Genomic DNA, 25249 nt, shown 5'->3' on the forward strand with positions numbered 1-25249 from the left:
GGACGCCTTCCTTTTAATTCCTATTTAATAATCGCATACGATAACAATTCATCGTTACTTCTCCAAGTCGTTGCAGTAATTGATAGTTTGCATATGCGCCGACCGGGGCACCGATTATTGGTACAAGCTGAAGCATTTTCGCTAAATCGATATAGTCTCGGTACTCTGTTTGGAACTTTTCCCAGTCCATATGATTTTCTTCTTCTGTATCCCACGTTTCGATGGCTTTCCATATTTCTTTTCGGTGTTCGTCACTTGAAAAGGCAAGTTGGAAAACGTGAAGGATAAAAAGGCGCTCTTCTTTGTCGCTCGTATCAAATCCGTACAATGTTGCTGCATCGAATAAAAATTTAATTTTAATGCCGAGTAAAAGCGGAAAGTCAGCAAGGCCAAGGAGAATACCGCCTGCTCCCGTCCCTGCTCCTTCTGCCGCTGCTATTTTTTTGTACTCATCCATTTTTTTACGTACTTCATCGTCTCGTCTTTGCAATGACCAGTTCGTCTCTTTTAATTTCGGCTTTATAAAGTTTGATCCGGCACTAATTGTTTGCACCATCATCCGAATCGTTTCTGTTAATACTTTTTGTACTTTCGCCGGAATAAGCTGTTGTACTTTCGTCTGCACTTTCTTTGAGAACCGTGTCATCATAGAAGAATCTTTCATGAATGTAGCTTTCCACTGCTCCAGTTCTTTTATAACCTTTTCTTCATATGTAATCATAGGTTCATTCCCTTCAATTTAAACGCTCAATACGTTTTGCCCCGTATTGATAAACGAAACCGATACTAAATACTATGCTTACGACTAGTAAAATTCCTGTCATCATGAAATCTTTCGTCGCTAGTAGAAATATAATTGTAAATATAACGCTACCTGTAATAAGAATTGCATTTAATAAAGTAAGAAAATCTTTCTTCTTCTCTTCTCCCCCTACTGGGTACAAATCAAGCCAAATCTTCATGCGGTGATGTTTCCATAAAGTTAATAGCTGATAACCGATTAAGTATAGGAAGATAAGGCTTACGATAAATCGTCCATATAAAAACGGAATGAAGTAAAGAATAATTCCGCCAAGGGCAAGCAAGCGCACATATAAGCCGAAATAGTTACCAGATCTTAAGAACGTTCTCGTATATAAGTATAAATAGGTACGCTTTTCGCCTATCATCGCCAGAATGAAATCAAGCCATTTTCTACGTGCTACTCTCTCTTTTAATGCTGGTACATCAACGAACATATTCGCGATGCGGTACAGCAGCATCATCTTCTTACCTTCTTCAGAAATTAAATACTCCCAGTTTAGTGGTTTTCCCTTCACCATTTGATGCATGATCGCAAGGTATAACACCATGAGAAGAATGATTCCGCCAATAAACATAACGGAAGTACGTTCTACAAGGAAATACACAAATAATCCGTTTAAAATAAAACGAATGAACCAATCGGCTCTTTGTATATTTTGGTCTGTTAAAAATGATTTTTCCCATGCCACGAATAAATTCCACGCTTTTACAATGATAAACGCGATTACAATCCATATATACGCCGCTCCTGTTTGCTTCATTTGCTGGAAGTATAACGGGGCAAGCGCTGCTGCTACGATGGCGATTATGTATAACTGAATCATAAACGTAAAAAGAAATGCCTTTGTGAAGTACGGTTTTAACTTTTCTTCCACTGGCAGTAAGTAAACGAGATCTGCTTCTTTTAATAACGTTTGAATAGATCCGGCTGTTAATACGAGTCCAAGCAACACTGCCATAACGAGCGCAGTCGGAAACGAAGGTGTTAACGTTTGTAACCATTGCTGGTAATAATACGCTCCTGCGCCGATGATGAATACGAAAATAAATTTTAAATGATCATTAAATACGTATTTACTATATGTACGAACTTCTTGTAGAAAGTGACGAAATCGTTCTTTCCATAACGCTGTGCTATTCATAATCTTCTTCCTTCGTTAATGCAATATAAATATCATCTAACGTTGCACCTGGCATATTAAACTGTAATTGCAGCTCAGATAATGTTCCCTTCGCTCTTACTTCGCCTTGATGCAAAATAATGAACGAATCACAATAACGCTCTGCCGTCGCTAAAATATGTGTACTCATTAAAATACCTGCACCACTCTTTTTCATTTGATCCATCATTTGAAGGAGTGATTGGATCGCTAACGGATCAAGCCCAACGAACGGTTCGTCCACAATATAAAGAGATGGCTCCACTAAAAACGCACTCATAATCATTACTTTTTGTTTCATCCCTTTTGAGAAATGAGACGGAAACCATTTCAAACGATTTTTCATACGAAATTCTTGTAATAGTTGTCCTACGCGTTCTTCATATTGTTTTTCATCTACACCGTACGCCATCGCTGTTAACTTCAAATGTTCTTCTAGCGTTAGCTCATCATATAATACAGGTGTTTCTGGGATGAACGAAAAACTAGAACGGTACGCTGTCATATCATCACGAATTGTTTTCCCATTAATTGTGACAGTTCCTTTTTTCGGTTCCATTAAACCGATAATATGTTTAATCGTCGTACTTTTACCCGCTCCATTTAAACCGATTAAGCCGACAAGTTCGCCTTTATTCACAGAGAACGAAACATCTTTTAATACAGGTCGTTTCGTATATCCTCCTGTAACATTTTCTACACGCAATAACTCGCTCATACGACACCACTTTCTTCATTTATATTCGTTCTATATTCATCTTACCAAAAATTACGCTGTACTACATAGTATCGATGCATTCAAAAAAAATTTAAATTTGTTCGCATATATTTTTACGAAAGCGGACATCATAATTAAGGAAGAAGGAACACATTGAAAAAGCGACCACCTATTGATGAGTACAACAACATAGTGAAGTCATCATGAAATGGGGTGTCCAAGTTGGACAAAGGAATTTACACATAACCAGATTATTTGTTTTATTTTCGAAACGGGGTGTCTCCGAAAGAGCATATACTGTTTTAAAAAGTAAACAATTTCATTTAAAAAGATTGCAATTCATTTCACTTGAAAATGGGGTGTCTACGGCAGAAACTTTAGCCGATTTACCGTGCATTTCTTAAAATAAATGAGGTGTCTGCGAAACGTAAATTACGATAATGCTTTTTCAATCCATCTTCAGAAAACAGGAAGCTGAGTCAGCTTCCTGTTTTTCGTGTTTGTTCTCTTATGTAATTATGGTAAAATACGGCTAAGGATATTTGAAAGGATGAGATCGATGAATCATACAGCAGATAATTGTATTTTTTGCAAAATCATTGACGGGCAAATCCCTTGCTCAAAAGTATACGAAGATGAACATGTGCTTGCATTTTTAGATATTAGTCAAGTAACAAAAGGACATACTCTTGTTATTCCAAAAGTTCACAAACAAGACATTTTTGCGTTAACGCCAGAAATCGCATCACACATTTTTTCTGTCGTTCCGAAAATCGCAAACGCGATTAAAGCAGAGTTTAATCCAGTTGGCTTTAACCTACTTAACAATAACGGCGAGAAAGCTGGACAAACTGTGTTCCACTTCCACCTTCATTTAATTCCACGCTACGGTGAAAACGATGGTTTCGGTGCTGTTTGGAAATCACATCAAAATGAATACACAATGGAAAATTTACAAAACATCGCAAGTACAATTGCAAATAGTGTGAAATAGTGACACTATAATAAGAAGTAATACATAACAAGCCACTTTCCTAAAGTGATTAAATATTGCACGGCTTGTTTCTCCACTCAAGATGCCGGGGACTGGGTACTATTCTTTCCCTCGTCTTAAAGATATGCATATTTTTTCACATCATGAATACGAACAAAAAATAAGGAGGTCTCCTTTTATGTCAAAAGCTAAATCCTTTATTACAGGTGTCATTTGCGGCGGAGCAGTTGCTGGACTAGCTGTTCTTTTCTCAACTCCTTCTTCGGGCAAAGACATGCGCGGTAAGTTAAAAGAAAAAGGAAATGATATTAAAAAGACTTTAGCTGATATTACAGCTGATACAAAATTATTAAAACGTCAAATCGTTGAAACTGCTTCAGAAGGTAAAGAAGTGTTCCAAGAATTAAAAGACGATATGCACGATACACTTTCTAACTGGAAGCAAGACATTTCTCAAAACAAACGACATATTGAGAAAGAGATTTTGGACATTCAAAAATCAATTGAGAAACTACAAGAAGCTGTTCCGGAAAAAGCGTAAACAAATTCCTGCTTAGTTTTTTGCATATAACAAATATTTTTTATATAAATCGACCTTAACACGGCATATCACATAGATATGCCGTGTTTTTATGCATTTACAATATATGTTATCACTTAACATGTATGGACAACACATGTACTCGCGACTTATAAACCGCTTCCATAGTTATGCATGATTTGTATAGAATGTCATTTTTCCAAAAAATTTTCACAATTCTCACAAAAAGACTTTATTAATTTTTATTTTACTGGCATAATAGATAGTAATGAAAAAGAATGTTAAAGTGGGTGAGTATATGAAAAGTGGAGAAAAAGATTACTCGGTAAAAGAAGCGATGATTTTCAGCCAACGCATTGCTCAATTATCGAAAGCGTTATGGAAATGTGTAGAGAAAGATTGGCAGATGTGGATTAAGCCTTATGATTTAAATATTAATGAGCATCATATTTTAACAATCGCTTATCATTTAAAAGGGGCTTCTATTTCTGAGATTGCTAAGTTTGGAGTTATGCACGTATCAACGGCGTTTAACTTCTCGAAAAAGCTGGAAGAACGCGGCTATCTTGTATTCTCGAAAAAAGAAGATGATAAACGAAACACGTACATTGAAATTACAGACAAAGGGGAAGAATTACTACTTCGCTTAATGGAGGAGTATGACCCTGAAAATAATTCAGTGTTTAATGGGGCTCTTGCACTTCGTAATTTTTATGGGAAGTTCCCAGAAAATATCGAACTGATTGCAATCTTGCGTAACATTTACGGACAAGACTTCATCGATATTTTTGAGAAATCATTAGAAGATATTGAAGAGAACTTTACAGAATCCGATCAGAAGTTAGTTAAGAAGTAATCTATTTATTTTTTCGCAATCATGCTTAAGAATTCATTCATAAGCGGTTTGAATAAACCTTGTTTTGCTAGCGCTTCCGCAGTTTCGTGTACTTCGAGCTGATGTGGAAGCGCTTTTTCAAATTGATCTAACAGCGCATCGAACAAAAGAAGGCCTTCTGCTTTCTCCGCTACATATTGTTCGTTCAGTTTTTCACAAAGATTTAGTATACGTTCAACATCTTTTTTACGAGCTTTTTTCTTTATGATCAAAGAATAAAATGGACACTTTTCTTCATCAATCATTTTAAATAGTAGGTCTACGTAGTATTCAGCTTGTTCTAATCTTCTAACAACGTCCATTTTCTCCCTCACTTTCTAACACAAAGTCTTCTATTTCTGAATTTTATAACACGAACAAAATATCGTATGATACAATATATAAAGTATATGTATTTTAGCCAAAAGGAGGTCTCGCCTCATGACACTTATAACAGTTGTTTTTGTCGCATTCGCACTTCTTGTTATATTTTACACGAATTTCATGACACATACACTGTGTGAACGAAAACAAATATCTGCGAGCCGCCAACCCGGTGTCTTTCGGGTTATTAATGTATGTATAACAATTTTATTAATTTCTAGTTATATAGAAATTATATTTCATGGAAAGTGAGGAAGGAAAGCCCCTTCCTCACTTTTTTCCTCTATAAGCAAATTATACCTACTATAACCAATAAAATAAACAGTACAAGTAATAAAATAAGTTGAGAATTCATCCCCATCCCCTCCTCTTTTCTGTATATGCGGCATACGCCCAATATGGCACACCTTCAAAATCTGACACGTACTGGTTAATTTTTCTTTATCAATATGAAAACACGTCGAAATATGATATATTAAATTTTGTACATATTGCTTATACTATGAAATAAATGACACGCATCTTAACTTTATCCTAAAGCCTCGGTAAGCCCTGTTAAGCGCGCTTTACCAACATAAAAAGCAAAAGTATCAGTGAGACTTAACCGGGCTCTGATGAACTAAAATTCATTGGTATAGGATAAATTAAAAATACATAATAGTAGGAGTGTTTATCGAATGAAGAAAGCTATGCTTGCCTTAGCCGCAACAAGTGTAATCGCATTATCAGCATGTGGAACATCATCATCAGACAAAATCGTTACATCTAAAGCTGGTGACATTACAAAAGAAGAATTCTACGAGCAAATGAAGACACAAGCTGGTAAACAAGTACTAAATAACATGGTTATGGAAAAAGTACTTATTAAAAACTACAAAGTTGAAGACAAAGAAGTAGACAAAAAGTTCGATGAAATGAAAAAACAATACGGTGATCAATTCGATACACTATTAAAACAACAAGGTATTAAAGAAGAAACGTTAAAAACTGGTGTGCGTGCTCAATTAGCGCAAGAAAAAGCTATCGAGAAAACAATCACTGATAAAGAATTGAAAGATAATTACAAGCCTGAAATTAAAGCAAGCCACATTCTTGTAAAAGATGAAGCAACTGCTAAAAAGGTTAAAGAAGAACTTGGACAAGGTAAATCTTTCGAAGAGTTAGCGAAACAATACTCTGAAGATACTGGTTCAAAAGAAAAAGGTGGCGACTTAGGATTCTTCGGACCTGGCAAAATGGTTAAAGAATTCGAAGAGGCTGCTTATAAGCTGAAAAAAGATGAAGTAAGCGAACCTGTGAAATCACAATTCGGTTACCACATCATTAAAGTAACAGACATTAAAGAGCCAGAAAAATCATTCGAACAATCTAAAGCTGACATCAAAAAAGAAATCGTTCAAAAGAAAGCACAAGATGGCGAATTCATGAACGACCTTATGATGAAAGAAATCAAAAAAGCTGACGTAAAAGTTGACGATAAAGATTTGAAAGATCTTTTCAAAGAGCAAAAAGCTGACGCTAAGAAAGACGAAAAGAAATAATGAAATAAAAAGCTCGGGCTTCGGCCCGAGCTTTTTTATATGCCCTCTTCCCCGGTAGCTATGTCCGATTTCGGTAAATGAAATTATATAGTTGGTCCTCTGAATAAATTATATCGGCGATTTTCATAATATATCGACTTACCGACAGAAACTGACAATAACTGCGAACCCCTCTTAAAACACAAAAAAACCTCGATTCACGCCACACGGAACCAAGGTTTATCTTATTATCATTGATTAAATTCAGAAACTATGTTAAATTAGTACAGAAACACGTTTTACAAATTAACTAAAACATATTTATCCGTATATCAAATATACCATAATTTCTTTCTTCAGTCAACCTCTATTTTTCACTTTTAAAGGAGTGCTTACCGTATGAACAAAAAACTTGATTTAGAGCAAAAACGATTGGATACCGTAATCGAAACGATTACGCAGCAAATTGATAAACTGGAAAACGAAACTGGCAGACGCCGGGCAGAAGTAATCAATATTCGTAAACACTTTTGGGATGACGTGAAAGTGAATACTGATACTTTTGATGATTATCTTGAAACAGTTATCAACTTAAGACAACAAGCTCAGTCACTAGCTGTCACACAAATTACCCATAAGCACACCTTTAATCGACTTGCCGCACTAAGACGCATGCATAAAGCACCTTATTTTGGACGAATTGATTTCAAAGAAGAAGGAGAATCTGCTGCGGAGAAAATTTATATTGGCGTAGCTACACTTACTGATGCTAGCGGAGAAAACTTTCTTATATATGACTGGCGCGCACCCATTTCGAGTGTCTACTACGATTATCCACCAGGACCGGCTGAATACAGTACACCAGGCGGCGTAATTCACGGTAATGTGGAGAAAAAATTACAATACATTATTCAAAATGGCGAGATTGATTCTATGTTCGATACGAGCCTTACAATTGGCGATGAAATCTTGCAACAAGCGCTCGGAAAAGGTACGAACAAACATATGCAAAGTATCGTCGCTACGATTCAGCGCGAGCAAAATGAAATTATTCGTCACGATGAAGGCCGACTCCTTATCGTGCAAGGAGCTGCTGGTAGCGGTAAAACGTCCGCTGCGCTGCAACGAATCGCCTACTTACTATATAAATATCGCGAATGGCTAAAAGCTGATCAAATTATTCTCTTCTCCCCTAACTCTATGTTCAATAGCTACGTTTCTAACGTACTACCTGAACTCGGCGAAGAAAATATGCAGCAAGTGACATTCCAAGAATATTTAAATCATAGACTAAGTAAGTCATTTGATGTGGAAGACCCTTATGAACAATTAGAGTATATGCTAACTGAAACGAATAACCCTATCTATAAAACGAGAAATGCGAGCATTCGATTTAAGGCATCTACTCAATTTTTCGAGATGATTCGAGCGTACAGACAATCTCTTGAATCTTCAGGCATGCTATTTAGAGGAATGAAATTTAGAGGAAAACTGATTGTTTCTGCGAAAGAAATTACAGAGCAGTTTTACAATGCCGACTCCTCCCTCCGCTTCCATAGTCGAATTGAAAAGTTAACGGATTGGCTAAATAAGCAAATAGATGCACTTGAAAAAGCAGAACTGAAAAAGCCTTGGGTAGAAGAAGAAATTGAACTACTGAGTAAAGATGAATATCAAAAGGCTTATAAATATTTACAGAAAAAAGGTGAGTTTGACGACAACTCCTTTCAAGATTTTGAGAAAGAAACGAGAGTACTTGGGCGTATGATTGTCCGTAAAAAAATGAAGCCTCTTCGCAAAGGTGTTCAAACATTGCGTTTCATCAATTTCACAGGCATATATAAACAGCTTTTCACAGATGCATCATGGGTTACGGGAGAAAAACCGAAAGAATGGGATGACATTTGCTCATTAACAGTAAACATGCTTGATGAAGGAAAGCTATATTACGAGGATGCGACTCCATTTTTACTTTTAAAAGAATTAATTGAAGGCTTCCAAACGAATAGATCGATTAAACACGTACTCGTAGACGAAGCGCAAGATTATTCGCCGTTTCAGTTCGAGTTTTTAAAACGTCTCTTCCCTGCCGCGCGAATGACGGTACTCGGTGACTTTAATCAAGCGATATTTGCCCATGCAAGTGAAACAGTGAATTTCAATACACTTACTAGCTTATACGGACCGGATGAAACGAACGGCATTAACTTAACTCGTAGCTATCGCTCAACAAAACCAATCATTGAATTTACACGTGCTCTCGTACCGGAAGGCAACAACATTCACGCCTTTGAACGTGAAGGCGTGAAACCTACAGTGACGAAAGTATCAAATGACAGCGAACTGCACGAACGTATTACTGCCAAAGTTGCTGAACTACAAAAACAAAATCACAACACGATCGCAATTATATGTAAATCTGCAGCTGAAAGCGCTGCGGCCTATGAGGCACTTATTCATATCGAGAATATTAAACTCGTGAAGAGTAACTCAGCCGAGTATGAGCAAGGCATCGTCGTGATCCCAGCTTACTTAGCGAAAGGTATCGAATTTGATGCTGTTATTATTTACAATGCTTCTAAAGATGTATACAGCGATGAGAGCGTTCGTAGATTGTTCTACACTGCTTGTACACGCGCGATGCACGAATTGCAACTTTATAGCGTTGGCGAAGTTAGTCCTTTTATTGTTGAGGCTGATTCGGAGAGTTTTGAGCTTATTACAACACCTTGATAACAATCAAGGTGTTTTCTTTTTTATGCAGGACTTACACCTTTAAAGTAGAATATATCAGTTTAGAAAAAAGTTAAGGAGCGAAAAGATGAACCATTATTTTATTGCTATTTATGACGGTGAGTTTCCTACCGAGAAATTACATACCATTTTACAATCTAATCCCACTTTTACTGATCTAAACGTCCGCGCCCTTTCAATCTCATCACCAAGACCTTTCACATTATTAGTTGACGAAGAACACGATGCACTCACAACTGGACTTACAGACAAATACCACTTATTAACGAAAGAGTTGCAAACACTTGAGCAGCAAGAAAAGTACTACTATGTATACGATTATAAAATTAGAAAGACCATCGAGAATCCTACCCAAAAATGCTTTCCATTCGCACAAATCAATATAAGTGTTACGAAATTCCATCAGATGATTCAAAAAGTAAAAGACTTAAAACGACCTGTATTTGCAGGTTATAACATCATTTCTCATGATGCAGACATACTTACGATTGATATACTTCTTTCTTCACCTTTATTGGATCCTAACACTTCTGAAAAAGACGTAGCAGAATACGCCTATTTACAACAATTAGCTGAATCAATTTCTCGTTCTGAATTGTGTACTTCTATTAAAGCGAGTTCACTTATTTAAACATAAAATGAAACTTTATCGCTAAGTTAGAGTTGTTCCATTATAAATTTTAAAATGTGTGCTATCCGACAAATACTATTTTAATAAGAAGGAACCAAAATCAAATTGATATGTAGAAACAAAATAATAAAGAGGGTTGCCCTCGGCATCCCCTCTTTACTTCGACCCTTAACTTTCTGAAGTCTGCGAACGTTTTATAAATAAAGCTACAACGACTGCAAGTAGTGCCAAACCAAAGCCAATTGTAAATGCGTTATGCACGCCTGAAACCATTGCTTCTGTCAATTGAGCTGGGTCAGTCGGATTTGAAGATGCATCCAAATATTTCTTCTGTCCGGAAGTCATAACGCTAATAAAGAACGCAACTCCTACCGCACCCGCTACTTGTGATAGAGTATTCAAAATAGCTGTTCCGTGAGGATAAAATCGCTTCGGAAGTTGGTTCAAACCGTTCGTTTGCGCCGGCATCATAATCATTGAAATGGATACCATCATAGTGACATGTAATAGGATGAAAGTTATTTTAGACGTATCTGCCGTTACTTGTGTAAAGAACCACATCACACCTGCTAATAATATCGTACCAGGAATAATGAGCGCTCTTGGACCAAATTTATCAAACAGCTTCCCTGAAACTGGAGAAAGCAGACCATTCAACAGGCTACCTGGAAGCATGATAAGACCAGTTGCATAGACAGTTAAGCCTAAAGCACCTTGGAATAAAAATGGTAGTAACGTCATTGTCGAGAACATCGTCATCATCATGATCGTCAATAAAATTGTCGTTAGCGTAAACATCGGATACTTAAATGCACTAAGGTCTAGTAATGGCTCTTTCAATTTCAATTGACGCAATACGAAGAATAGAATTGCTACAAGACCAATTAGGATTATACCATATACTTGGAAACTCCCCCAACCTTCACCTGAGCTACTAAATCCATAAACAATTCCGCCAAATCCAATTGTAGATAAAAGAATAGATAATACATCCACCTTTGGTTTCGTAGGCTCTGAGACATTTTTCAAATAAATAAACGCGAAAACGATAGAAAAAATTGCGAATGGCAAAACGATATAAAATAGCCATCTCCAATTCCATGTTTCCAAAATGAGCCCTGAAAGTGTCGGCCCAATGGCAGGGGCAAACATGATTACAAGCCCAATACTCCCCATTGCCGCTCCTCTCTTTTCAGGAGGATATAGAAGGAGAATCGTATTCATTAATACGGGCATTATTAATCCCGTACCTGCCGCTTGTAACAAGCGACCCATTAATAGTATAGAAAATCCAGGCGCAATCGCACTTACAAGTGTACCGAAAGTAAAGACTACCATAGCACCTATGAATACTTGTCTTGTTGTAAACCATTGTACTAATAAAGCAGAAGCTGGAATTAGCACAGCAACTACAAGCATGTACCCTGTTGAAAGCCATTGAAGAGTTGACGGTGTTACATTCAACTCAATCATCAATTGCGGAAAAGCAACGTTCAATAATGTTTCATTCAAAATGGTAAAAAATGCCCCAATGATCATCGATATTAAAATGGGGAGTCTTTTCACATTGTCAAACTCCTTTGACTGCGAAGAAACAGGTGCAGTTTGAGCATTCATACATAAACCTCCTTGTATTCTTTTATAAATTTTTATTAACTTTGCTAGTCATATTTAACGTAGAAACGCCCGTACCAAATTGAAAACGATACAGCACAACTACAAATAGGATCAATAATGACATCACGCCGAAGATATTACTATACATATTTGCAGCTTCATTTGCAACAAAAGGATTTAGCTTTAGTGAAGTCGATCCCTTATCAAGCAATTTCCCTACTACACTCATAGCCATCGCGCCAGATATGAAATTAATCATCGACAGTAATCCCATTCCAACACCTGTCTCTTCCTTTGACAGTGTTTGTGAAATTGTATTAGACATTGAAATCTGCATAAAGGTCTGTCCTACATTTCCGAAAATTAAAATCAATGCTATGACAAAAGCCGAGACCCCAATGAAAGTAGATAATAATGAGAAAGCAAGGAATATGAATACTGAGGCAATAAAAACGAGTGCAAAATTGCCCCGAGTATCAGCTACCCTTCCTCCCTTTCTTCCCATAATTGCCGAGGCAATTGCAGCTGGAACTAAAACAAAACCAATATTCGAAGGAGTCAATCCATTTACTGCCGATAGAAATTGCGGCGTCATGAATGTCATACTAAAGCTCATCGCTGTCGTCATAAAAGCAAGGAGTAATCCAATCGAAAAGTTCTTATTTTTAAACAGAATCGGTTTAATAAAAGGCTCTTTAGCTTTTCTAATCCGCAAAATGAAGAAAGCTAACGTAGCAAATCCACTAAGGAATAACAGCACTTGCATCTGCGTAATAGCAAGCAAGAAGAACGCGACTGATACAGCTAATAGACCTCCGCCAAGAATATCAATACTACCCGCCTTCCCTTTTGCATTGTCTAAATACTTTCTAAAGAAAGGTAGCGTTAGAAGCGGTAGTAATGAAAGAACAAACATAAGTCTCCAGCTTCCAAAACTCGTAATTAATCCAGCGGCAACGGGCCCTAAAGCATTCCCAAGCGCTAAACCAACTGCTGAAGTTCCAAGCGCACGCCCCCTTTTCTCTGGCGCAAAGTATCTAACCGGAATAATCATTGCTGTCGCAGGAAGAACAGAGGCTCCCGCTGCTTGAATAACACGCCCTAAAATGATAACCCAATACTCAGTAGCAAGTAAGCCAAGCAAGGAACCTAGAGCGAAAATAAGTAATCCATACGTTAACAAATCTTTTAGCCGATATTTATCCGCCAGTTTTCCCATTACGATGGAACCAACAGCATAAACGACCATATAACTCGTCATAATCCAACTAACCTCTGAAGGAACAAGGTTGAATTCTTTACCGATTTCAGGAAGAGCTACATTAAACATCGTACCGTTCATAACTGAAAATATTAGCGTAACTACTAAAACTCCTAGTAATTTATCTGCATTTTGTGATGAATGATCTACCATCGTGCATACCTCCTTTTCTTTTTCCGGTAATCTATTCAGATTTAAATGAGTATCAACATAATGAATATCCTCACTATTTTATTATAATGAGGATATCATTTTTATCGTACGTGCTCAGTTTCTACCTCTATTCAATCGAATCTACTAATCTACAATTTACTTTACAGAAGTTCTGTTACTGCTGAAAAATGAATGAACGCAAGAATTAGCGCTAAAATCATAAGCACTGCTGCCGGCATTATTTTGCCAATTGGATCTTTCACACGCATATGTGACAATACAGCTCCTAACATAATACAAGCAATCCATAATGCTGCTAAAACTAATACGACCTCATTCCAGAAACCAAAAATCAGTCCCACCACTCCTGCTAAAGCGATCCAACCTGTCGTAATTCTAAACCATTGAGGTAAACCTAAATGAGCGAAAGCCTCTACTTGCATTTTTGCTCCCGCAATTTTACTCACACTTGAAAAGAAAAATGCAAAAATTAATAAACATTGAAGTACTAATGCTACAATAGTCATGTACAATCCTCCGTTACATATGTTTTTTTAAGGGTATTGCTATTGAATGCTGAAACGATTTGAAATTCCTTACATACACCTCGCTCTATTATCGTTTTCTATAGATCTCCGCATCAGTTATAATAGTAATTATCCCGCTATCACACATTATGAGCATGCGATATAATGAGGTTGCTCACTATTTTTTTATAATATAGAGAGGTTACTCACTAATAATATACAATATATTTATGAAACGTGCAAAAATGAACTACAAAATAATGAGGAGGTCATCCCATTCATGAAATCAAATAATCCAGCTGCAATAGATATCATTCATATTTTAATGCAATCGTCGAACTATGTTCAAAGAGAATTTCAATCTCAATTGTCAGCCCTTGACACACCTTATCATCTAACAGGGCCAAGGCTACGCGTTCTATCCACCGTTTCTGAAAATGGTCCCATTCGAATGAACGCATTAGCTGCTAAATTAGGCGTCAAAGCACGTACAGTTACCGATTTTGTCGATGCACTCGAACAAGACAAGCTCCTAATTCGTATACCAGATCCAACTGATCGCCGAGCTACATTAATTCAACTTACTGAACGCGCGCACTCCAATATGGAAAAGGCGCTCGCGTTCCAAGACAAGGTCGCAGACGATATTTTACAAAACCTCACATTAGAACAACGCGAACAGTTTTTTGAACTTCTATTACTATTAATAAAAGATAAGCAAATTCCAGATTCATGCGGAGAAGTTGAGGACGGAAAAACTTGTTAAGTGTGTAAATAAAACCACCTACCCCCTAAAAAATATAGGGACTAGGTGGTTTGTTTTTTAAGCTGATTTTCTCGCTGGAATGTCTTTACGTCGATATACACTTAGTACGATTCCCATTACAAGCGCATGAAATACAGTTGGTGTTAATCCATAACTAATAAAAGGTAATGATATAGCAGTAATCGGTAATAAACCTAAAATCATACCGACGTTATAAAGGAATTGCACTACGAAAAGAGTCATGCCTCCAATAAGAAGCAATTTACCATACTGGTCATTTATTGTATAAGATATGAAGATTAACCGTGCTACAAAAAGAGAAAGAATTAAGACAAGGACCATTGCAAGCACATATCCATAATAATAAGTCAAACTTGCAAATACAAAATCAGTATCTGGATTAGGGATGAACTTTACATCTCCGTATGTACCAAACCAACCTGCTGACGACATTACCTCCTTTAAACGTATATACATAAATCCTGCGCCCTGTGCATCACGCTCTGGATTCAAATACCCTAAAAATCTATCCAAATAAACTCCTTTTACTGTGTGCCAGGAAAAATAGGCCCCTATAATCAATAAACAGATTGGTACAATTGTAATAATTAATGCCTTTTTCTTCCCTAACTTACTCCACCAAAGCATAACGAATACCATCGTGATATAAATAAAAATCACTGAAAAAGCTGCGCCAATTAAAAATAAATACAAAGAAAATAAATAAAGAGCCACAAGATGCATTACTTTTATCCTACTATTATTGAAAAAAGAAGCCCAAGCTAGAAAAAAGAACGGCACTGCCATTAAACGGTCAATTGCAATAGGACCAACTTTTATTATCGGTTCTCCAAGCATCCCAGCATTCGGAAAGCAGTATAGCATTAACAAGATAAGTACACCAATTGTATAAAACAACCATCCTAATCTCTCTAACTTCCGATAATTAATCAGCATCATCCCTAACGCTGTTGCAATACCAAGAACAACAAATATCACCTTATCCATTAGTAAATCATTCATATATCCAAAAGCTATAACTGGCAAAAATCCTAACCCCATCGCAGCCACTAACAAAATAAGTAAGAACCAATCAACCTTTGGCTTATGCAGTTTGTTAAGTTCTTGTCCCAGTTTAATTGGACTCCCCATTTGCTCAACAGCCTTATCTTCAGCAACTTCCTCACTTAACCCTTTATCCATCCACATATTCTTTGCCTGTTTTAAGTGAAAATTCAGTTCAGTTGCTACTAAGTCCTTCGCTTCTTTTGATTTAATATGGTTCGTAACTTCTGTTAAAAAACGCTCCCCTTTTTTGTTCAATTTTTCTCACTCCTGTACTAATCCTTTTAATATAAATCGTGCCTTCGTAGCATTCTTCTCTGCCTTTCGCAGCATCTTGTTTCCTTTATCATTTAATTGATAATATTTAGCTCCTTCGTGGTCCCAGCTAGATTGGATAAAGCGATTCTGTTCTAGACGATGTAATAACGTGTATAGAGACCCTTCGTCCCCTTCGAATTTTTGAATCCCTCTCCCGCGCAGTAACTGCATCAATTCATAACCTGTTTTTTCATTTATAAGAAGTTGCAACACTGCTAAAAGGATGTCTTCTTCTTTTTCGGACGATTGATTGATTTTTTCACGCACCCGCTTCTGGTGCTGATCAGAAAAACTCAAATGTTTAAAAGTTGTGTTCTCCATTGATTTTCGCAAGCCTTTTAATCGATCTTCCATTTGATTATTCCTCCAATCCTTTCTTCAAAAGCTCCTTCGCTTTTTTCAGCCTCGTTTTTATCGTGTTTTCCTTCACATCTATTACAATCGCAATCTCTTTAATTGATAATTCTTCATAATAAAATAGATAAATGACTTCTCGATATTTGATCGGTAAATTCATTACTGCAGAAGCCAGTTCACGATCCTCCGCATTTTGAATGACAGTTTGTTCCACACTTTCTTTTTGACTCTCCATATACGTAAAGTCATCTTCTGTAACAATAACTTTTTTGTTATACCAACTTTTTAAATAGTCCTTACAATGATTAATTGCAATTCTCCATAGCCATGTTTTTAAGTTCGAATTCCCTTTATATGTATGAAGAGATTTATAACATTTCACAAATATATCTTGCGTTAAATCCTCCGCAACCTCTTTATTATTCACATATGAATACACAAGCTGTAAGACTTCTTGTCCATACTTGTTCATTATTTCGTCGATAAGGTCCTCCTTATCTTCTATTTCAAACGCTTCTATCGTTAATTCATCCACAGCCTTCCCTCCTTCCCATATATTAGACGACGCACTGTATAGAAAAGTTTTATAAATTTACAAAAAAATACAGAGGGTGATAACGTTTTTTATAAAACACTTCCTCAGCAACTTACATATAATAAACCGAATAGTCGTTACAATACATTCACCTAAAGAGCGTCTTTCTCCCACGGCGCTCTTTAAGTTTGCAATAAGAGGGGCGTCTTCGTTTCCTATCGCTAAATGAAAAAGAGAACCGATTTAATCGAGTCCTCCTTCTTTCTAACACTCACTTAAAGAATCTAATATTTCATGGCCATACAAAGATGGATCGATACTATCAAAACCAGTACACGCTTCATACAAGTGTAGTATTTGAAATTCTATACATAATGCAGCTGTTTGTTCTTGTTGATCTACTGCTTTTTCTAGTTCTGCTGTGTATTTCATTTGGATATTGTTATCAGTATCTTTATTTTTTTAGTTATGTTTATTTAACAAGGAGTCAACTACCCCCACTGAGATAAAGCCTTTCAGTGGGGGTTTGAGTTTGAACGCTAGGGCTTTTTATCTATATGTCTTGTTCCCTATTTTAAAACATAATACAATTAAAATGTAACTTAATAAGCTATAACTAGTAGGTGTGGTAATCATCTCTTCCATTTTGAAAAAAGGGGGAGGTGATAAAATGATCGCGATGTTTGTCATTAAATTAGTGTATGGTATCCTAACCGGAGTTGGCGTTGTCATCGGTAGAAGATACGTCGGTCCGTGGCTAATTTCTGTATACAAAAAAGCGAGAACCACCCTGCTTCGTGGAAAAGGTAAGGGCGGTTCTCGGCTAAAACGTTAATGTAATTGTCTTATAACCGCACCTACTACCACCACAATAGCAAGTTAGGTTACAAAGGCAGAAGTTTCTCAGGCTTCTGTCTTCTTCATTTTATGCAAAATTCATACTACATACTCTATCATCATTGTAACACATTCTAATTATTTTTAGTCAAGAGAAAAAACACCTAAAGGGCTCGCCTTCAGGTGTTTCTCTTTTTACGCTAACGCAGCTGCCTGCTCTTGTTGGTCTACAGGAATGACAGCGTCTGTTAATGCTTTCTCTAATTCAGCTGTGTATTTCATTTGTTCTTCTTTGCTCCAGCCTAGTTTCGCAGCCATGTAGTTGATTACTGCTTCTTTCCACTCGTATACCCAGTGGATGTTGAAGAATACAGCGCCTCTGCGGCGTACGAAGAAGTCAACTGGTTTTGCTGTCATTTCGTAATCCATTGCGTATACAAGTGGGATTAGAACGTCTAGTGGCATGTTGTATTCTTTCGCTTCGTCTTTATGTTTTTTTGCTAAGTCGAATAGTACGTCAACGTTAGAGCCGTAGAATTTCGCGAATTCTTCTGCTTGTGCTGTTGTTAAACCGTATTTCGTACCTTCACCTGCTTTTTTCGCGATAAATGCTGGTAATCCTTTAGAGCCATCTACATGTCCACCAGAGATTGGCATATGTTTCGTTGAGCTCTTCGGATATGCACTATGGCCTTCTTTTTGTAGTAAGTTCGTTACGTAGTCTACTACCATTTCAGCCATTTTGCGGTATCCTGTTAATTTACCACCTGCGATTGTAATTAAACCAGATTCAGAAGTCCAAATTTCATCTTTACGAGAAATTTCAGATGCACTCTTACCTTCTTCATAAATTAACGGACGTACACCAGCCCAGCTTGATTCGATGTCTTTTTCCGTAATTTTTACGCTTGGGAACATATAGTTAATCGCATTAATGATGTATGTGCGATCTTCTGTTGTCATTTGTGGTACAGCTGCATCTTTATCATAGAACGTATCTGTTGTACCTACATATGTTTTTCCTCCGCGCGGAATCGCGAATACCATACGTTTATCTGGTGTATCGAAGTAAATCGCTTGACCTAATGGGAAACGTTTTTGATCAATTACTAAGTGAACACCTTTTGATAACTGAAGTACTTTTCCTTTTTTCGAGTTATCTTTTTCACGAAGTGTATCTACCCAAGGACCAGCTGCGTTTACAATTTTCTTACCGTAAACTTCGTATACTTCTCCGTCTAGTAAATCGATTACACGTACACCACATACTTTTCCATCTTTATATAAGAAACTATCTACTTTTGCGTAGTTAACAGCTTTTGCACCGTGCTCAATTGCTTCTTTCATTACTTCAATTGTAAGACGCGCATCATCAGTGCGATATTCTACGTAGTAACCGCCGCCTTTTAATCCTTCTTGTTTTACAAGAGGCTCTTTCTTCAGCGTTTCTTCACGGTTAAACATTTTTCTGCGCTCGCTTCGTTTTACACCTGCTAAGAAGTCGTATACACGAAGACCAATTGATGTACTGAATGATCCGAACGTACCGCCTGTATGGAACGGAAGTAACATCCACTCTGGTGTTGTTACATGGGGACCGTTCTCATATACGATCGCACGCTCTTTACCCACCTCTGCTACCATTTTCACTTCAAGTTGTTTTAAATAACGTAGACCACCGTGTACAAGCTTCGTTGAACGACTTGATGTACCTGCTGCAAAGTCCTGCATTTCAAACACAATTGTTGATAACCCGCGTGTTGCTCCATCTAATGCAATACCAGAACCAGTAATACCTCCACCAATTACGATCACATCTAATTCTTGTTTATTTACTCCGTTTAATACGTCTTTACGTTGTTTACTTGAAAATTTCATGGTAATTCCTCCCTTTGATAACGAAAAAAGAGACCACAAACTCCGCTATAGATTTCGCCTCTATAGCGTGTTGTGGTCTCTCCAAATCTCCTACCGAATTATTAACTTGTCACCATTATAACACTGTTTATGATTATTTGAAAGCTTTTGTTGCTTCAATTGCTTTTTTCCATCCAGCATATAGCTCTTCGCTTGTTTCCGCTTCCATTGTTGGCTCAAAGCGTTTGTCCATATGCCACTGTTCTTTAATTTCATCTTGGTTTTTCCAATATCCAACCGCAAGACCAGCTAAGTACGCTGCACCTAAAGCTGTTGTTTCATTGATCACTGGACGCTCTACAGGAACGTCTAAAATATCACTTTGGAACTTCATTAAGAAGTTATTTTTAACTGCTCCGCCATCAACGCGTAATGTTTTTAGTTCAATACCTGAATCTGCTTCCATTGCGCATAATACGTCTTTTGTTTGGTAAGCTAAAGATTCTAGTGTTGCACGAATGAAGTGTTCTTTCGTCGTACCGCGCGTTACACCAAACATAGCGCCGCGTACTTCACTATCCCAGTAAGGCGTACCTAATCCTACGAATGCTGGTACAACGTATACACCGTCAGTTGATTCAACGCGAGAAGCATACACTTCACTCTCACTTGCATCTTTAAACATGCGCATTCCGTCACGTAACCATTGAATTGCAGAACCTGCTACGAAAATACTTCCTTCTAATGCGTAGTTTACTTTACCATCTATTCCCCATGCAATTGTTGTTAATAGACCGTGCTCAGAAGCTACTGCTTTTTCACCAGTGTTCATTAGCATGAAGCAACCAGTTCCGTAAGTATTTTTCGCCATACCTTCACCGAAACAAGCTTGTCCAAATAATGCCGCTTGTTGATCACCAGCTACACCTGCAATCGGTACATTTTGCCCGAAGAAGTGATAGTCAATTGTTTCTCCATACACTTCAGATGATGGACGTACTTCTGGAAGCATGCTCTTTGGTACTGTTAACATGTCTAGAAGCTCATCATCCCACTGTAAGTCGTGAATGTTAAACATTAATGTACGTGATGCGTTTGAATAATCCGTTACGTGTGCTTTACCACCAGATAGTTTCCATACAAGCCACGAATCAATTGTTCCGAATAATAGATCGCCGTTTTCTGCTTTCTCTCTTGCACCTTCAACGTTATCTAAAATCCATTTTACTTTCGTACCAGAGAAGTATGCATCAATTAAAAGACCTGTTTTTTCGCGAACCATTTCGCCATAACCTTTTTCTTTTAATTCATCACAAATTTCAGCTGTTTGGCGAGATTGCCATACGATAGCATTATAAATTGGTTTACCAGTCGTTTTATCCCATACAACCGCTGTTTCACGTTGGTTCGTAATACCGATACCAGCGATTTGTTCTGGTTTTACATCTGCTTCGCTTAAGCAAGTTGCGATAACCGCTAAAATAGATCCCCAAATTTCTTGCGCGTTATGCTCTACCCAGCCTGGCTTTGGAAAATGTTGTGTAAATTCTTTTTGAGCTGAATGAACAATTTCACCTTTTTTATTGAAAAGAATTGCGCGTGAGCTAGTTGTTCCTTGGTCTAATGAAAGAATATATTTTTTCATAATGGTTTCCCCCTTATGCTACTTTTCTACTATTTGTATTGCTTCCACTTTTTTTGCTTGTCATATAAGAGATTGCTAGTACAATCACAGTTGCAATAATCACATAAATAAGTGCTGCATTTTGTTTTCCTTCAAATACAACTTGATGGAATAATCCTGCAAGTGATCCACCTAAAATCGGACCTACTACTGGAATCCATGCATACTTCCAGTTTGAACCGCCTTTTCCTGCAATCGGAAGGAAGAAGTGCGCGATACGCGGACCTAAATCACGTGCTGGGTTGATTGCGTATCCTGTCGTTCCACCTAATGATAAACCAATACTTACAATTAAGAAACCTACGATAAATGGATTTAATCCATCTGCAAATTTATTTGCACCAATTGCTAATATACCAAATACTAAAACGAATGTCCCAATCATTTCACTTAAAAGGTTTGCAAATGTGTTCGGAATTGCTGGACCTGTTGCAAATACACCTAACTTTGTTCCTGGATCTTCTGTTTCTTTCCAGTGTGGTAAGTAATGTAAATATACGATAACTGCCCCGATAATTGCCCCAATCATTTGTGCTGCGATATAACCAGGTACGTCACCCCATGGGAACGCTCCCTTAAATGCTAATCCTATCGTCAAAGCTGGATTCAAATGTGCCCCACTAATTGATCCAACCGCGTACGCTGCAACCGCTACCGCTAAGCCCCAGCCCATTGTAATAACAATCCAACCAGAATCTTTCGCAAACGACTTCTTTAAACTTACACCAGCACAAACGCCGCCACCAAGTACGATTAACAACGCAGTCCCTATTAACTCTCCTAAAAATGCTGACATAGTATCCCTCCACAATCAATTTAAACGCTTTCAAATGTGATAGAGGTAAAATGAATGGCCATTCGTTTTTGTCAAAAGAAAAAGACCCACAGCTTTGCACGCTTCTATATAAATTTATATAGAAACAATGAAATGTGGATCTCTACTTTTCTCCGTCACGTTTATTAACTTGTCTATAATGTTAACCGTTAATGAAAGCGGTGTCAACAGAATTATTTCACATTTTCGTCACTTTTTTTGGTAATGTTTCCATAGTTCGCGTTTTGATGTCGTAATTGCTGTCGCACCAGCATTTAAAGCTCTCTCTACATCATCAACAGTACGAATAAAACCACCCGCTAAAATTGGTACACCAGTACGCTCTTTCACTTCAGCGATCACATCCGTTAACGCTCCTGGGAGCACCTCTATATAATCTGGCTTCGTCTTTTCTAAAAGATTGCAACTTTTCTCCATTGCACTCGAATCGATTAAAAAAATACGCTGAATTGCCACAACACCTTTTTGCTTCGCCTTCATAATGACGCTCGCCTTTGTTGAAAGTAACCCGTACGGTCTAAATTCCTGACATAAATACTCCGTCGCATGCCCATCACTCTGCAAGCCATGAATTAAATCCACATGTAAAAACACCTTTTTACAATATTGCTTCGCAAGCGATATAACACTCTTCAATTGACCGACATGAATATCTAAAATAACGATATACTCATACGAACTATGTAATAGCTTTTCCAAATCTTTAATTTGCCTCACTGCCGGCAAAATCTTTTGTTCATGAAATTCCATTCTAAATGTCCCCTTCTTTATGTCATCCTATCCTTTATAGTACACAATTTGAGTGAAAAGAACAGCTGGTGTAGGGGATTTCTTTCATTTTTCTCGTTCTTCTTTTAAACGTTCACTAAAAATCATACTATGTTTCTCACCTATCTACATCTAGTAAGAGCAAATACATGATGATGAGTAAAGCGAGTTGTCGTTGCGTAGGCTGTGCAACTTGTGCGTTACAGCTTATAATGGTGCTATTTAGTATGTACACTCTATATGCTATGTTCCAATAATAATTTCCCGAACAATAACCGTGCTTCTTAATATTGTCGTTTTGTGTCGGTAAGTCGATATCCTATGTCGAATCGTCGATATATTGAAAAAATCGTTGATATATTTCAAGTTGTGTTCGATATATTTGAAAAATCGTTGATATATTTTAGGAAATAAAACAGTGGATAACGACATGTTATCCACGCTCCCATAATTATAATAAAACCGAATCCTTATCACTATCCTGATTCCCCTTCTTATCATTTTCCAGAAAGAAAATCATTTTATTCATCTCCCAACTTATACTAGTATCTAGGAAAATAATGAAGAAATACAATTAGAACGAACAAAAACCCTGTAAAAATTATTACAGAGTTTCTTGCCGATTATTTATTGTTTTGCATACCGAATACGAACGTTATCGTCCATATGATAAATTTGTAATGTGTTTCCATACTGGTAATGCTAAACTTACTAATTTTTTTGCTTTCATGATTACTAATAACCCTTTATTTGTAAAATTTAGCACAAAAAGTTAATATACTTAACTAATAAATTCCCCCCGAATAATTTATTAGAATCTACTACACATAGATTTCTTGTATATTCACAATCTTTCCATATATATCACTTTACAAATAATTACATATTTGGTCAAAGGGAATTATGTAGTTTTTAAAGAGACATTTCTACACAAAAAAGAAGCTAACAATACATTGTTAACTTCTCAACTGAAAGCAAAATAGTATCTTTCCTTACCTTCTAATATCTAGGTTGTGATTGAATATTTGTAAGATGAACATCATACATATCAATGATTTCAAGAAATCTATCAGCTTCACGGAAAACATGGTCTGCCAATAGTGGGTGAATGATACTCTTTATTTTACATTGCTCAATTAAATCACGTGCTGTCTTCTTAAAATCCCGAAGCGATGCAACTGACACACGATTTTGATCTAAAAATTGATCTAAAAGAGGGACTGTTTGGGATTGTGGTTTCATTGATTCTAAGTCAATTGCTTGATACATTAATGCATCAAAATCATTGCTAAAATTCCGAGCTGTATCTACAAGCTTTCTTTCTGATGGATCAAGAAGATGACCAATAAATTTAGCATGGTCTGCCATAATCCTTAGAAAGAAAACATTTTCTTTAATAATAGCATCAGGAAGGGCATCTAATTTCCCTTCATTTAATTCCATTAAACGTCTTCTAAAATAATCAGCTTCCCTACTTGTATGGTCAACTAACAGTGGAAAGTTATTTTGTCCTGGTAATTTACATGTGAGAATCAATCCTAAAATTTTTCGTTTAAACCCCCAAATATTAGTTGCGGCTTGTTGTACTTCTGCATTAAATCTTTTGATTTGCTCAGGATCTGTTTCATTTGTGTAGGAATGCGCTATTTGTTCAATATGTTCAAACAATCGATAAAATTGATTCGCCTCTTCGATTAATTGCGTATCCTCGCATCTAAACCCTAAGCGAAGAAAAAGAGAATGTTCCTTCATGATTCTAGACCAAAAACGAATTTCATTTAATGAACGCTCAACAAACATTACAGATGTAACACCTGTATCCGGATGTAATGAAGTTTCATCCCTATGCATTTTTAATCCCCCCCAGTAAAATACCCCGCTAGTTCCATTCTTATGAGGAAACATATATATAAATGCCATCAATAAAAGTTCATGATGAATTTCGTATACATGCTCCCCCAAAAAGAAAAAGGCTACCACCTAGATGTAACCTTCTACTAGATGGTAGCCTTTGAACATTTCTATTAAAGCAATACAGAATCCTTATCACTATCCTGATTACGTTTCTCGCGCTCTTCTGCTAAACGCTTCATATACACTTCGCCTTCTTTTTCAATAAACTCATTATCCATCTCTTGCTCTTTTTTTGAAGTATATAAAACCATGTAGCCACTTAATACGATCCCAACGATTACAAGATACACCCACCATGGTAAAGTTTCCACTCAACTTCATTCCTTTCCTTAGACAAGCCTTATTAGTTTCACTGTATGAGGAAAGAAGTAGTTT

General features: G+C 37.0%; 25 protein-coding genes. 8 read left to right on the plus strand and 17 right to left on the minus strand.

The window, feature by feature from the left end:
• Positions 1 to 13: 13 nt before the first annotated feature.
• From ecsC to ecsA, 3 genes are read right to left on the minus strand one after another with little or no spacing between them, the layout of a single operon-like run.
• Entirely contained in the window at positions 14 to 721 is a 708-nt protein-coding gene (gene ecsC / locus MR147_RS09320) for an ecs operon protein EcsC (RefSeq protein WP_000634131.1), read from the minus strand.
• 13 nt (positions 722 to 734) lie between these two features.
• A complete protein-coding gene (gene ecsB / locus MR147_RS09325; protein WP_074609696.1) occupies positions 735 to 1946 on the minus strand; it encodes an ABC transporter permease EcsB in 1212 nt (403 codons plus the stop codon).
• Complete coding sequence (gene ecsA / locus MR147_RS09330) at positions 1939 to 2682, minus strand: ABC transporter ATP-binding protein EcsA (RefSeq protein WP_001292599.1); 744 nt, start codon at positions 2680 to 2682, stop codon at positions 1939 to 1941. The genes ecsB and ecsA overlap by 8 nt, the downstream gene beginning before the upstream one ends.
• A 559-nt stretch (positions 2683 to 3241) precedes the next feature.
• On the opposite strand from ecsA, the gene MR147_RS09335 reads away from it, so the two are divergent.
• The 3 genes from MR147_RS09335 to MR147_RS09345 all read left to right on the plus strand — a co-directional run bounded on the left by MR147_RS09335 (position 3242) and on the right by MR147_RS09345 (position 5073).
• Positions 3242 to 3676, plus strand: coding sequence for an HIT family protein (locus MR147_RS09335; protein WP_001016840.1), 435 nt, complete (start codon positions 3242 to 3244; stop codon positions 3674 to 3676).
• 178 nt (positions 3677 to 3854) lie between these two features.
• A complete protein-coding gene (locus tag MR147_RS09340; protein WP_000030300.1) occupies positions 3855 to 4217 on the plus strand; it encodes a YtxH domain-containing protein in 363 nt (120 codons plus the stop codon).
• A 298-nt stretch (positions 4218 to 4515) separates the two neighbouring features.
• Positions 4516 to 5073, plus strand: coding sequence for an HTH-type transcriptional regulator Hpr (locus MR147_RS09345; RefSeq protein ID WP_000834918.1), 558 nt, complete (start codon positions 4516 to 4518; stop codon positions 5071 to 5073).
• A gap of 5 nt (positions 5074 to 5078) precedes the next feature.
• On the opposite strand, the gene MR147_RS09350 is transcribed toward MR147_RS09345, so the two are convergent.
• Positions 5079 to 5414: a DUF1878 family protein gene (locus tag MR147_RS09350; RefSeq protein WP_000383662.1), complete on the minus strand. Its 336-nt coding sequence runs from the start codon at positions 5412 to 5414 to the stop codon at positions 5079 to 5081.
• 118 nt (positions 5415 to 5532) lie between these two features.
• Between MR147_RS09350 and MR147_RS09355 the strand changes: the two genes are divergently transcribed.
• The 4 genes from MR147_RS09355 (at position 5533) to MR147_RS09370 (ending at position 10380) form a co-directional block, all read left to right on the plus strand.
• Positions 5533 to 5727, plus strand: coding sequence for a hypothetical protein (locus MR147_RS09355; RefSeq protein ID WP_000172692.1), 195 nt, complete (start codon positions 5533 to 5535; stop codon positions 5725 to 5727).
• Between the two features lie 425 nt (positions 5728 to 6152).
• Positions 6153 to 7016: a peptidylprolyl isomerase PrsA gene (prsA, locus tag MR147_RS09360; protein WP_000710071.1), complete on the plus strand. Its 864-nt coding sequence runs from the start codon at positions 6153 to 6155 to the stop codon at positions 7014 to 7016.
• A gap of 378 nt (positions 7017 to 7394) precedes the next feature.
• The gene (gene helD / locus MR147_RS09365; protein WP_242303948.1) at positions 7395 to 9728 is read left to right on the plus strand and encodes an RNA polymerase recycling motor HelD; all 2334 of its coding nucleotides are present in this window, start codon (positions 7395 to 7397) and stop codon (positions 9726 to 9728) included.
• An 88-nt stretch (positions 9729 to 9816) separates the two neighbouring features.
• Positions 9817 to 10380, plus strand: a complete 564-nt coding sequence (locus tag MR147_RS09370) for a hypothetical protein (protein ID WP_242303949.1) — start codon at positions 9817 to 9819, stop codon at positions 10378 to 10380.
• Positions 10381 to 10548: 168 nt separating this feature from the next.
• Here MR147_RS09370 and MR147_RS09375 read toward each other — a convergent pair whose 3' ends face one another.
• From MR147_RS09375 to MR147_RS09385, 3 genes are all read right to left on the minus strand, one after another.
• On the minus strand, positions 10549 to 11997 hold the full coding sequence (locus MR147_RS09375; protein WP_242303950.1) for an MDR family MFS transporter: 1449 nt from the start codon (positions 11995 to 11997) through the stop codon (positions 10549 to 10551).
• Positions 11998 to 12019: 22 nt separating this feature from the next.
• Positions 12020 to 13411: an MFS transporter gene (locus MR147_RS09380; RefSeq protein ID WP_071737253.1), complete on the minus strand. Its 1392-nt coding sequence runs from the start codon at positions 13409 to 13411 to the stop codon at positions 12020 to 12022.
• A gap of 161 nt (positions 13412 to 13572) precedes the next feature.
• Positions 13573 to 13938 (minus strand): DoxX family protein, encoded by a 366-nt coding sequence (locus tag MR147_RS09385; protein WP_076869163.1) that lies wholly within the window; start codon positions 13936 to 13938, stop codon positions 13573 to 13575.
• Positions 13939 to 14218: 280 nt separating this feature from the next.
• Here MR147_RS09385 and MR147_RS09390 point away from each other — a divergent pair, with 280 nt between their 5' ends.
• On the plus strand, positions 14219 to 14704 hold the full coding sequence (locus MR147_RS09390; RefSeq protein ID WP_242303951.1) for a MarR family winged helix-turn-helix transcriptional regulator: 486 nt from the start codon (positions 14219 to 14221) through the stop codon (positions 14702 to 14704).
• Between the two features lie 57 nt (positions 14705 to 14761).
• Here the strand turns inward: MR147_RS09390 and MR147_RS09395 are convergent, their stop codons facing one another.
• From MR147_RS09395 to MR147_RS09440, 10 genes are all read right to left on the minus strand, one after another.
• Positions 14762 to 16027 carry an FtsW/RodA/SpoVE family cell cycle protein gene (locus tag MR147_RS09395; protein ID WP_242303952.1) on the minus strand — a complete coding sequence of 422 codons (1266 nt, stop codon included), beginning with the start codon at positions 16025 to 16027 and terminating at the stop codon, positions 14762 to 14764.
• A gap of 6 nt (positions 16028 to 16033) precedes the next feature.
• Complete coding sequence (locus tag MR147_RS09400; RefSeq protein ID WP_074609709.1) at positions 16034 to 16441, minus strand: PadR family transcriptional regulator; 408 nt, start codon at positions 16439 to 16441, stop codon at positions 16034 to 16036.
• Positions 16442 to 16445: 4 nt separating this feature from the next.
• Positions 16446 to 16979, minus strand: a complete 534-nt coding sequence (locus MR147_RS09405) for a sigma-70 family RNA polymerase sigma factor (RefSeq protein WP_242303953.1) — start codon at positions 16977 to 16979, stop codon at positions 16446 to 16448.
• A 264-nt stretch (positions 16980 to 17243) separates the two neighbouring features.
• Positions 17244 to 17411, minus strand: coding sequence for a hypothetical protein (locus tag MR147_RS09410; protein WP_242303954.1), 168 nt, complete (start codon positions 17409 to 17411; stop codon positions 17244 to 17246).
• A 600-nt stretch (positions 17412 to 18011) separates the two neighbouring features.
• A complete protein-coding gene (gene glpD / locus MR147_RS09415) occupies positions 18012 to 19694 on the minus strand; it encodes an aerobic glycerol-3-phosphate dehydrogenase (protein WP_000672808.1) in 1683 nt (560 codons plus the stop codon).
• A 133-nt stretch (positions 19695 to 19827) separates the two neighbouring features.
• Complete coding sequence (glpK, locus tag MR147_RS09420) at positions 19828 to 21318, minus strand: glycerol kinase GlpK (RefSeq protein ID WP_242303955.1); 1491 nt, start codon at positions 21316 to 21318, stop codon at positions 19828 to 19830.
• Between the two features lie 13 nt (positions 21319 to 21331).
• Complete coding sequence (gene glpF, locus MR147_RS09425) at positions 21332 to 22153, minus strand: glycerol uptake facilitator protein GlpF (RefSeq protein WP_001272188.1); 822 nt, start codon at positions 22151 to 22153, stop codon at positions 21332 to 21334.
• Positions 22154 to 22381: 228 nt separating this feature from the next.
• Positions 22382 to 22942 carry a glycerol uptake operon antiterminator GlpP gene (gene glpP, locus MR147_RS09430; RefSeq protein ID WP_000394287.1) on the minus strand — a complete coding sequence of 187 codons (561 nt, stop codon included), beginning with the start codon at positions 22940 to 22942 and terminating at the stop codon, positions 22382 to 22384.
• Between the two features lie 1017 nt (positions 22943 to 23959).
• The gene (locus MR147_RS09435; RefSeq protein WP_038356538.1) at positions 23960 to 24811 is read right to left on the minus strand and encodes a DUF2935 domain-containing protein; all 852 of its coding nucleotides are present in this window, start codon (positions 24809 to 24811) and stop codon (positions 23960 to 23962) included.
• Positions 24812 to 24984: 173 nt separating this feature from the next.
• Positions 24985 to 25185: a sporulation YhaL family protein gene (locus MR147_RS09440; protein ID WP_000449227.1), complete on the minus strand. Its 201-nt coding sequence runs from the start codon at positions 25183 to 25185 to the stop codon at positions 24985 to 24987.
• Between the last annotated feature and the right edge of the window lie 64 nt (positions 25186 to 25249).

Source organism: Bacillus cereus group sp. BfR-BA-01350 (assembly GCF_022663775.1).
Taxonomy (GTDB): Bacteria; Bacillota; Bacilli; order Bacillales; family Bacillaceae_G; genus Bacillus_A; species Bacillus_A paranthracis.

What these genes read in the sequence shown, in the direction of transcription:
- ecsC (WP_000634131.1), bottom strand. Translation starts at nt 721, where the DNA reads ATGATTACATATGAAGAAAAGGTTATAAAAGAACTGGAGCAGTGGAAA.
- ecsB (WP_074609696.1), bottom strand. Translation starts at nt 1,946, where the DNA reads ATGAATAGCACAGCGTTATGGAAAGAACGATTTCGTCACTTTCTACAA.
- ecsA (WP_001292599.1), bottom strand. Translation starts at nt 2,682, where the DNA reads ATGAGCGAGTTATTGCGTGTAGAAAATGTTACAGGAGGATATACGAAA.
- MR147_RS09335 (WP_001016840.1), top strand. Translation starts at nt 3,242, where the DNA reads ATGAATCATACAGCAGATAATTGTATTTTTTGCAAAATCATTGACGGG.
- MR147_RS09340 (WP_000030300.1), top strand. Translation starts at nt 3,855, where the DNA reads ATGTCAAAAGCTAAATCCTTTATTACAGGTGTCATTTGCGGCGGAGCA.
- MR147_RS09345 (WP_000834918.1), top strand. Translation starts at nt 4,516, where the DNA reads ATGAAAAGTGGAGAAAAAGATTACTCGGTAAAAGAAGCGATGATTTTC.
- MR147_RS09350 (WP_000383662.1), bottom strand. Translation starts at nt 5,414, where the DNA reads ATGGACGTTGTTAGAAGATTAGAACAAGCTGAATACTACGTAGACCTA.
- MR147_RS09355 (WP_000172692.1), top strand. Translation starts at nt 5,533, where the DNA reads ATGACACTTATAACAGTTGTTTTTGTCGCATTCGCACTTCTTGTTATA.
- prsA (WP_000710071.1), top strand. Translation starts at nt 6,153, where the DNA reads ATGAAGAAAGCTATGCTTGCCTTAGCCGCAACAAGTGTAATCGCATTA.
- helD (WP_242303948.1), top strand. Translation starts at nt 7,395, where the DNA reads ATGAACAAAAAACTTGATTTAGAGCAAAAACGATTGGATACCGTAATC.
- MR147_RS09370 (WP_242303949.1), top strand. Translation starts at nt 9,817, where the DNA reads ATGAACCATTATTTTATTGCTATTTATGACGGTGAGTTTCCTACCGAG.
- MR147_RS09375 (WP_242303950.1), bottom strand. Translation starts at nt 11,997, where the DNA reads ATGAATGCTCAAACTGCACCTGTTTCTTCGCAGTCAAAGGAGTTTGAC.
- MR147_RS09380 (WP_071737253.1), bottom strand. Translation starts at nt 13,411, where the DNA reads ATGGTAGATCATTCATCACAAAATGCAGATAAATTACTAGGAGTTTTA.
- MR147_RS09385 (WP_076869163.1), bottom strand. Translation starts at nt 13,938, where the DNA reads ATGACTATTGTAGCATTAGTACTTCAATGTTTATTAATTTTTGCATTT.
- MR147_RS09390 (WP_242303951.1), top strand. Translation starts at nt 14,219, where the DNA reads ATGAAATCAAATAATCCAGCTGCAATAGATATCATTCATATTTTAATG.
- MR147_RS09400 (WP_074609709.1), bottom strand. Translation starts at nt 16,441, where the DNA reads ATGGAAGATCGATTAAAAGGCTTGCGAAAATCAATGGAGAACACAACT.
- MR147_RS09410 (WP_242303954.1), bottom strand. Translation starts at nt 17,411, where the DNA reads ATGAAATACACAGCAGAACTAGAAAAAGCAGTAGATCAACAAGAACAA.
- glpD (WP_000672808.1), bottom strand. Translation starts at nt 19,694, where the DNA reads ATGAAATTTTCAAGTAAACAACGTAAAGACGTATTAAACGGAGTAAAT.
- glpK (WP_242303955.1), bottom strand. Translation starts at nt 21,318, where the DNA reads ATGAAAAAATATATTCTTTCATTAGACCAAGGAACAACTAGCTCACGC.
- glpF (WP_001272188.1), bottom strand. Translation starts at nt 22,153, where the DNA reads ATGTCAGCATTTTTAGGAGAGTTAATAGGGACTGCGTTGTTAATCGTA.
- glpP (WP_000394287.1), bottom strand. Translation starts at nt 22,942, where the DNA reads ATGGAATTTCATGAACAAAAGATTTTGCCGGCAGTGAGGCAAATTAAA.
- MR147_RS09435 (WP_038356538.1), bottom strand. Translation starts at nt 24,811, where the DNA reads ATGCATAGGGATGAAACTTCATTACATCCGGATACAGGTGTTACATCT.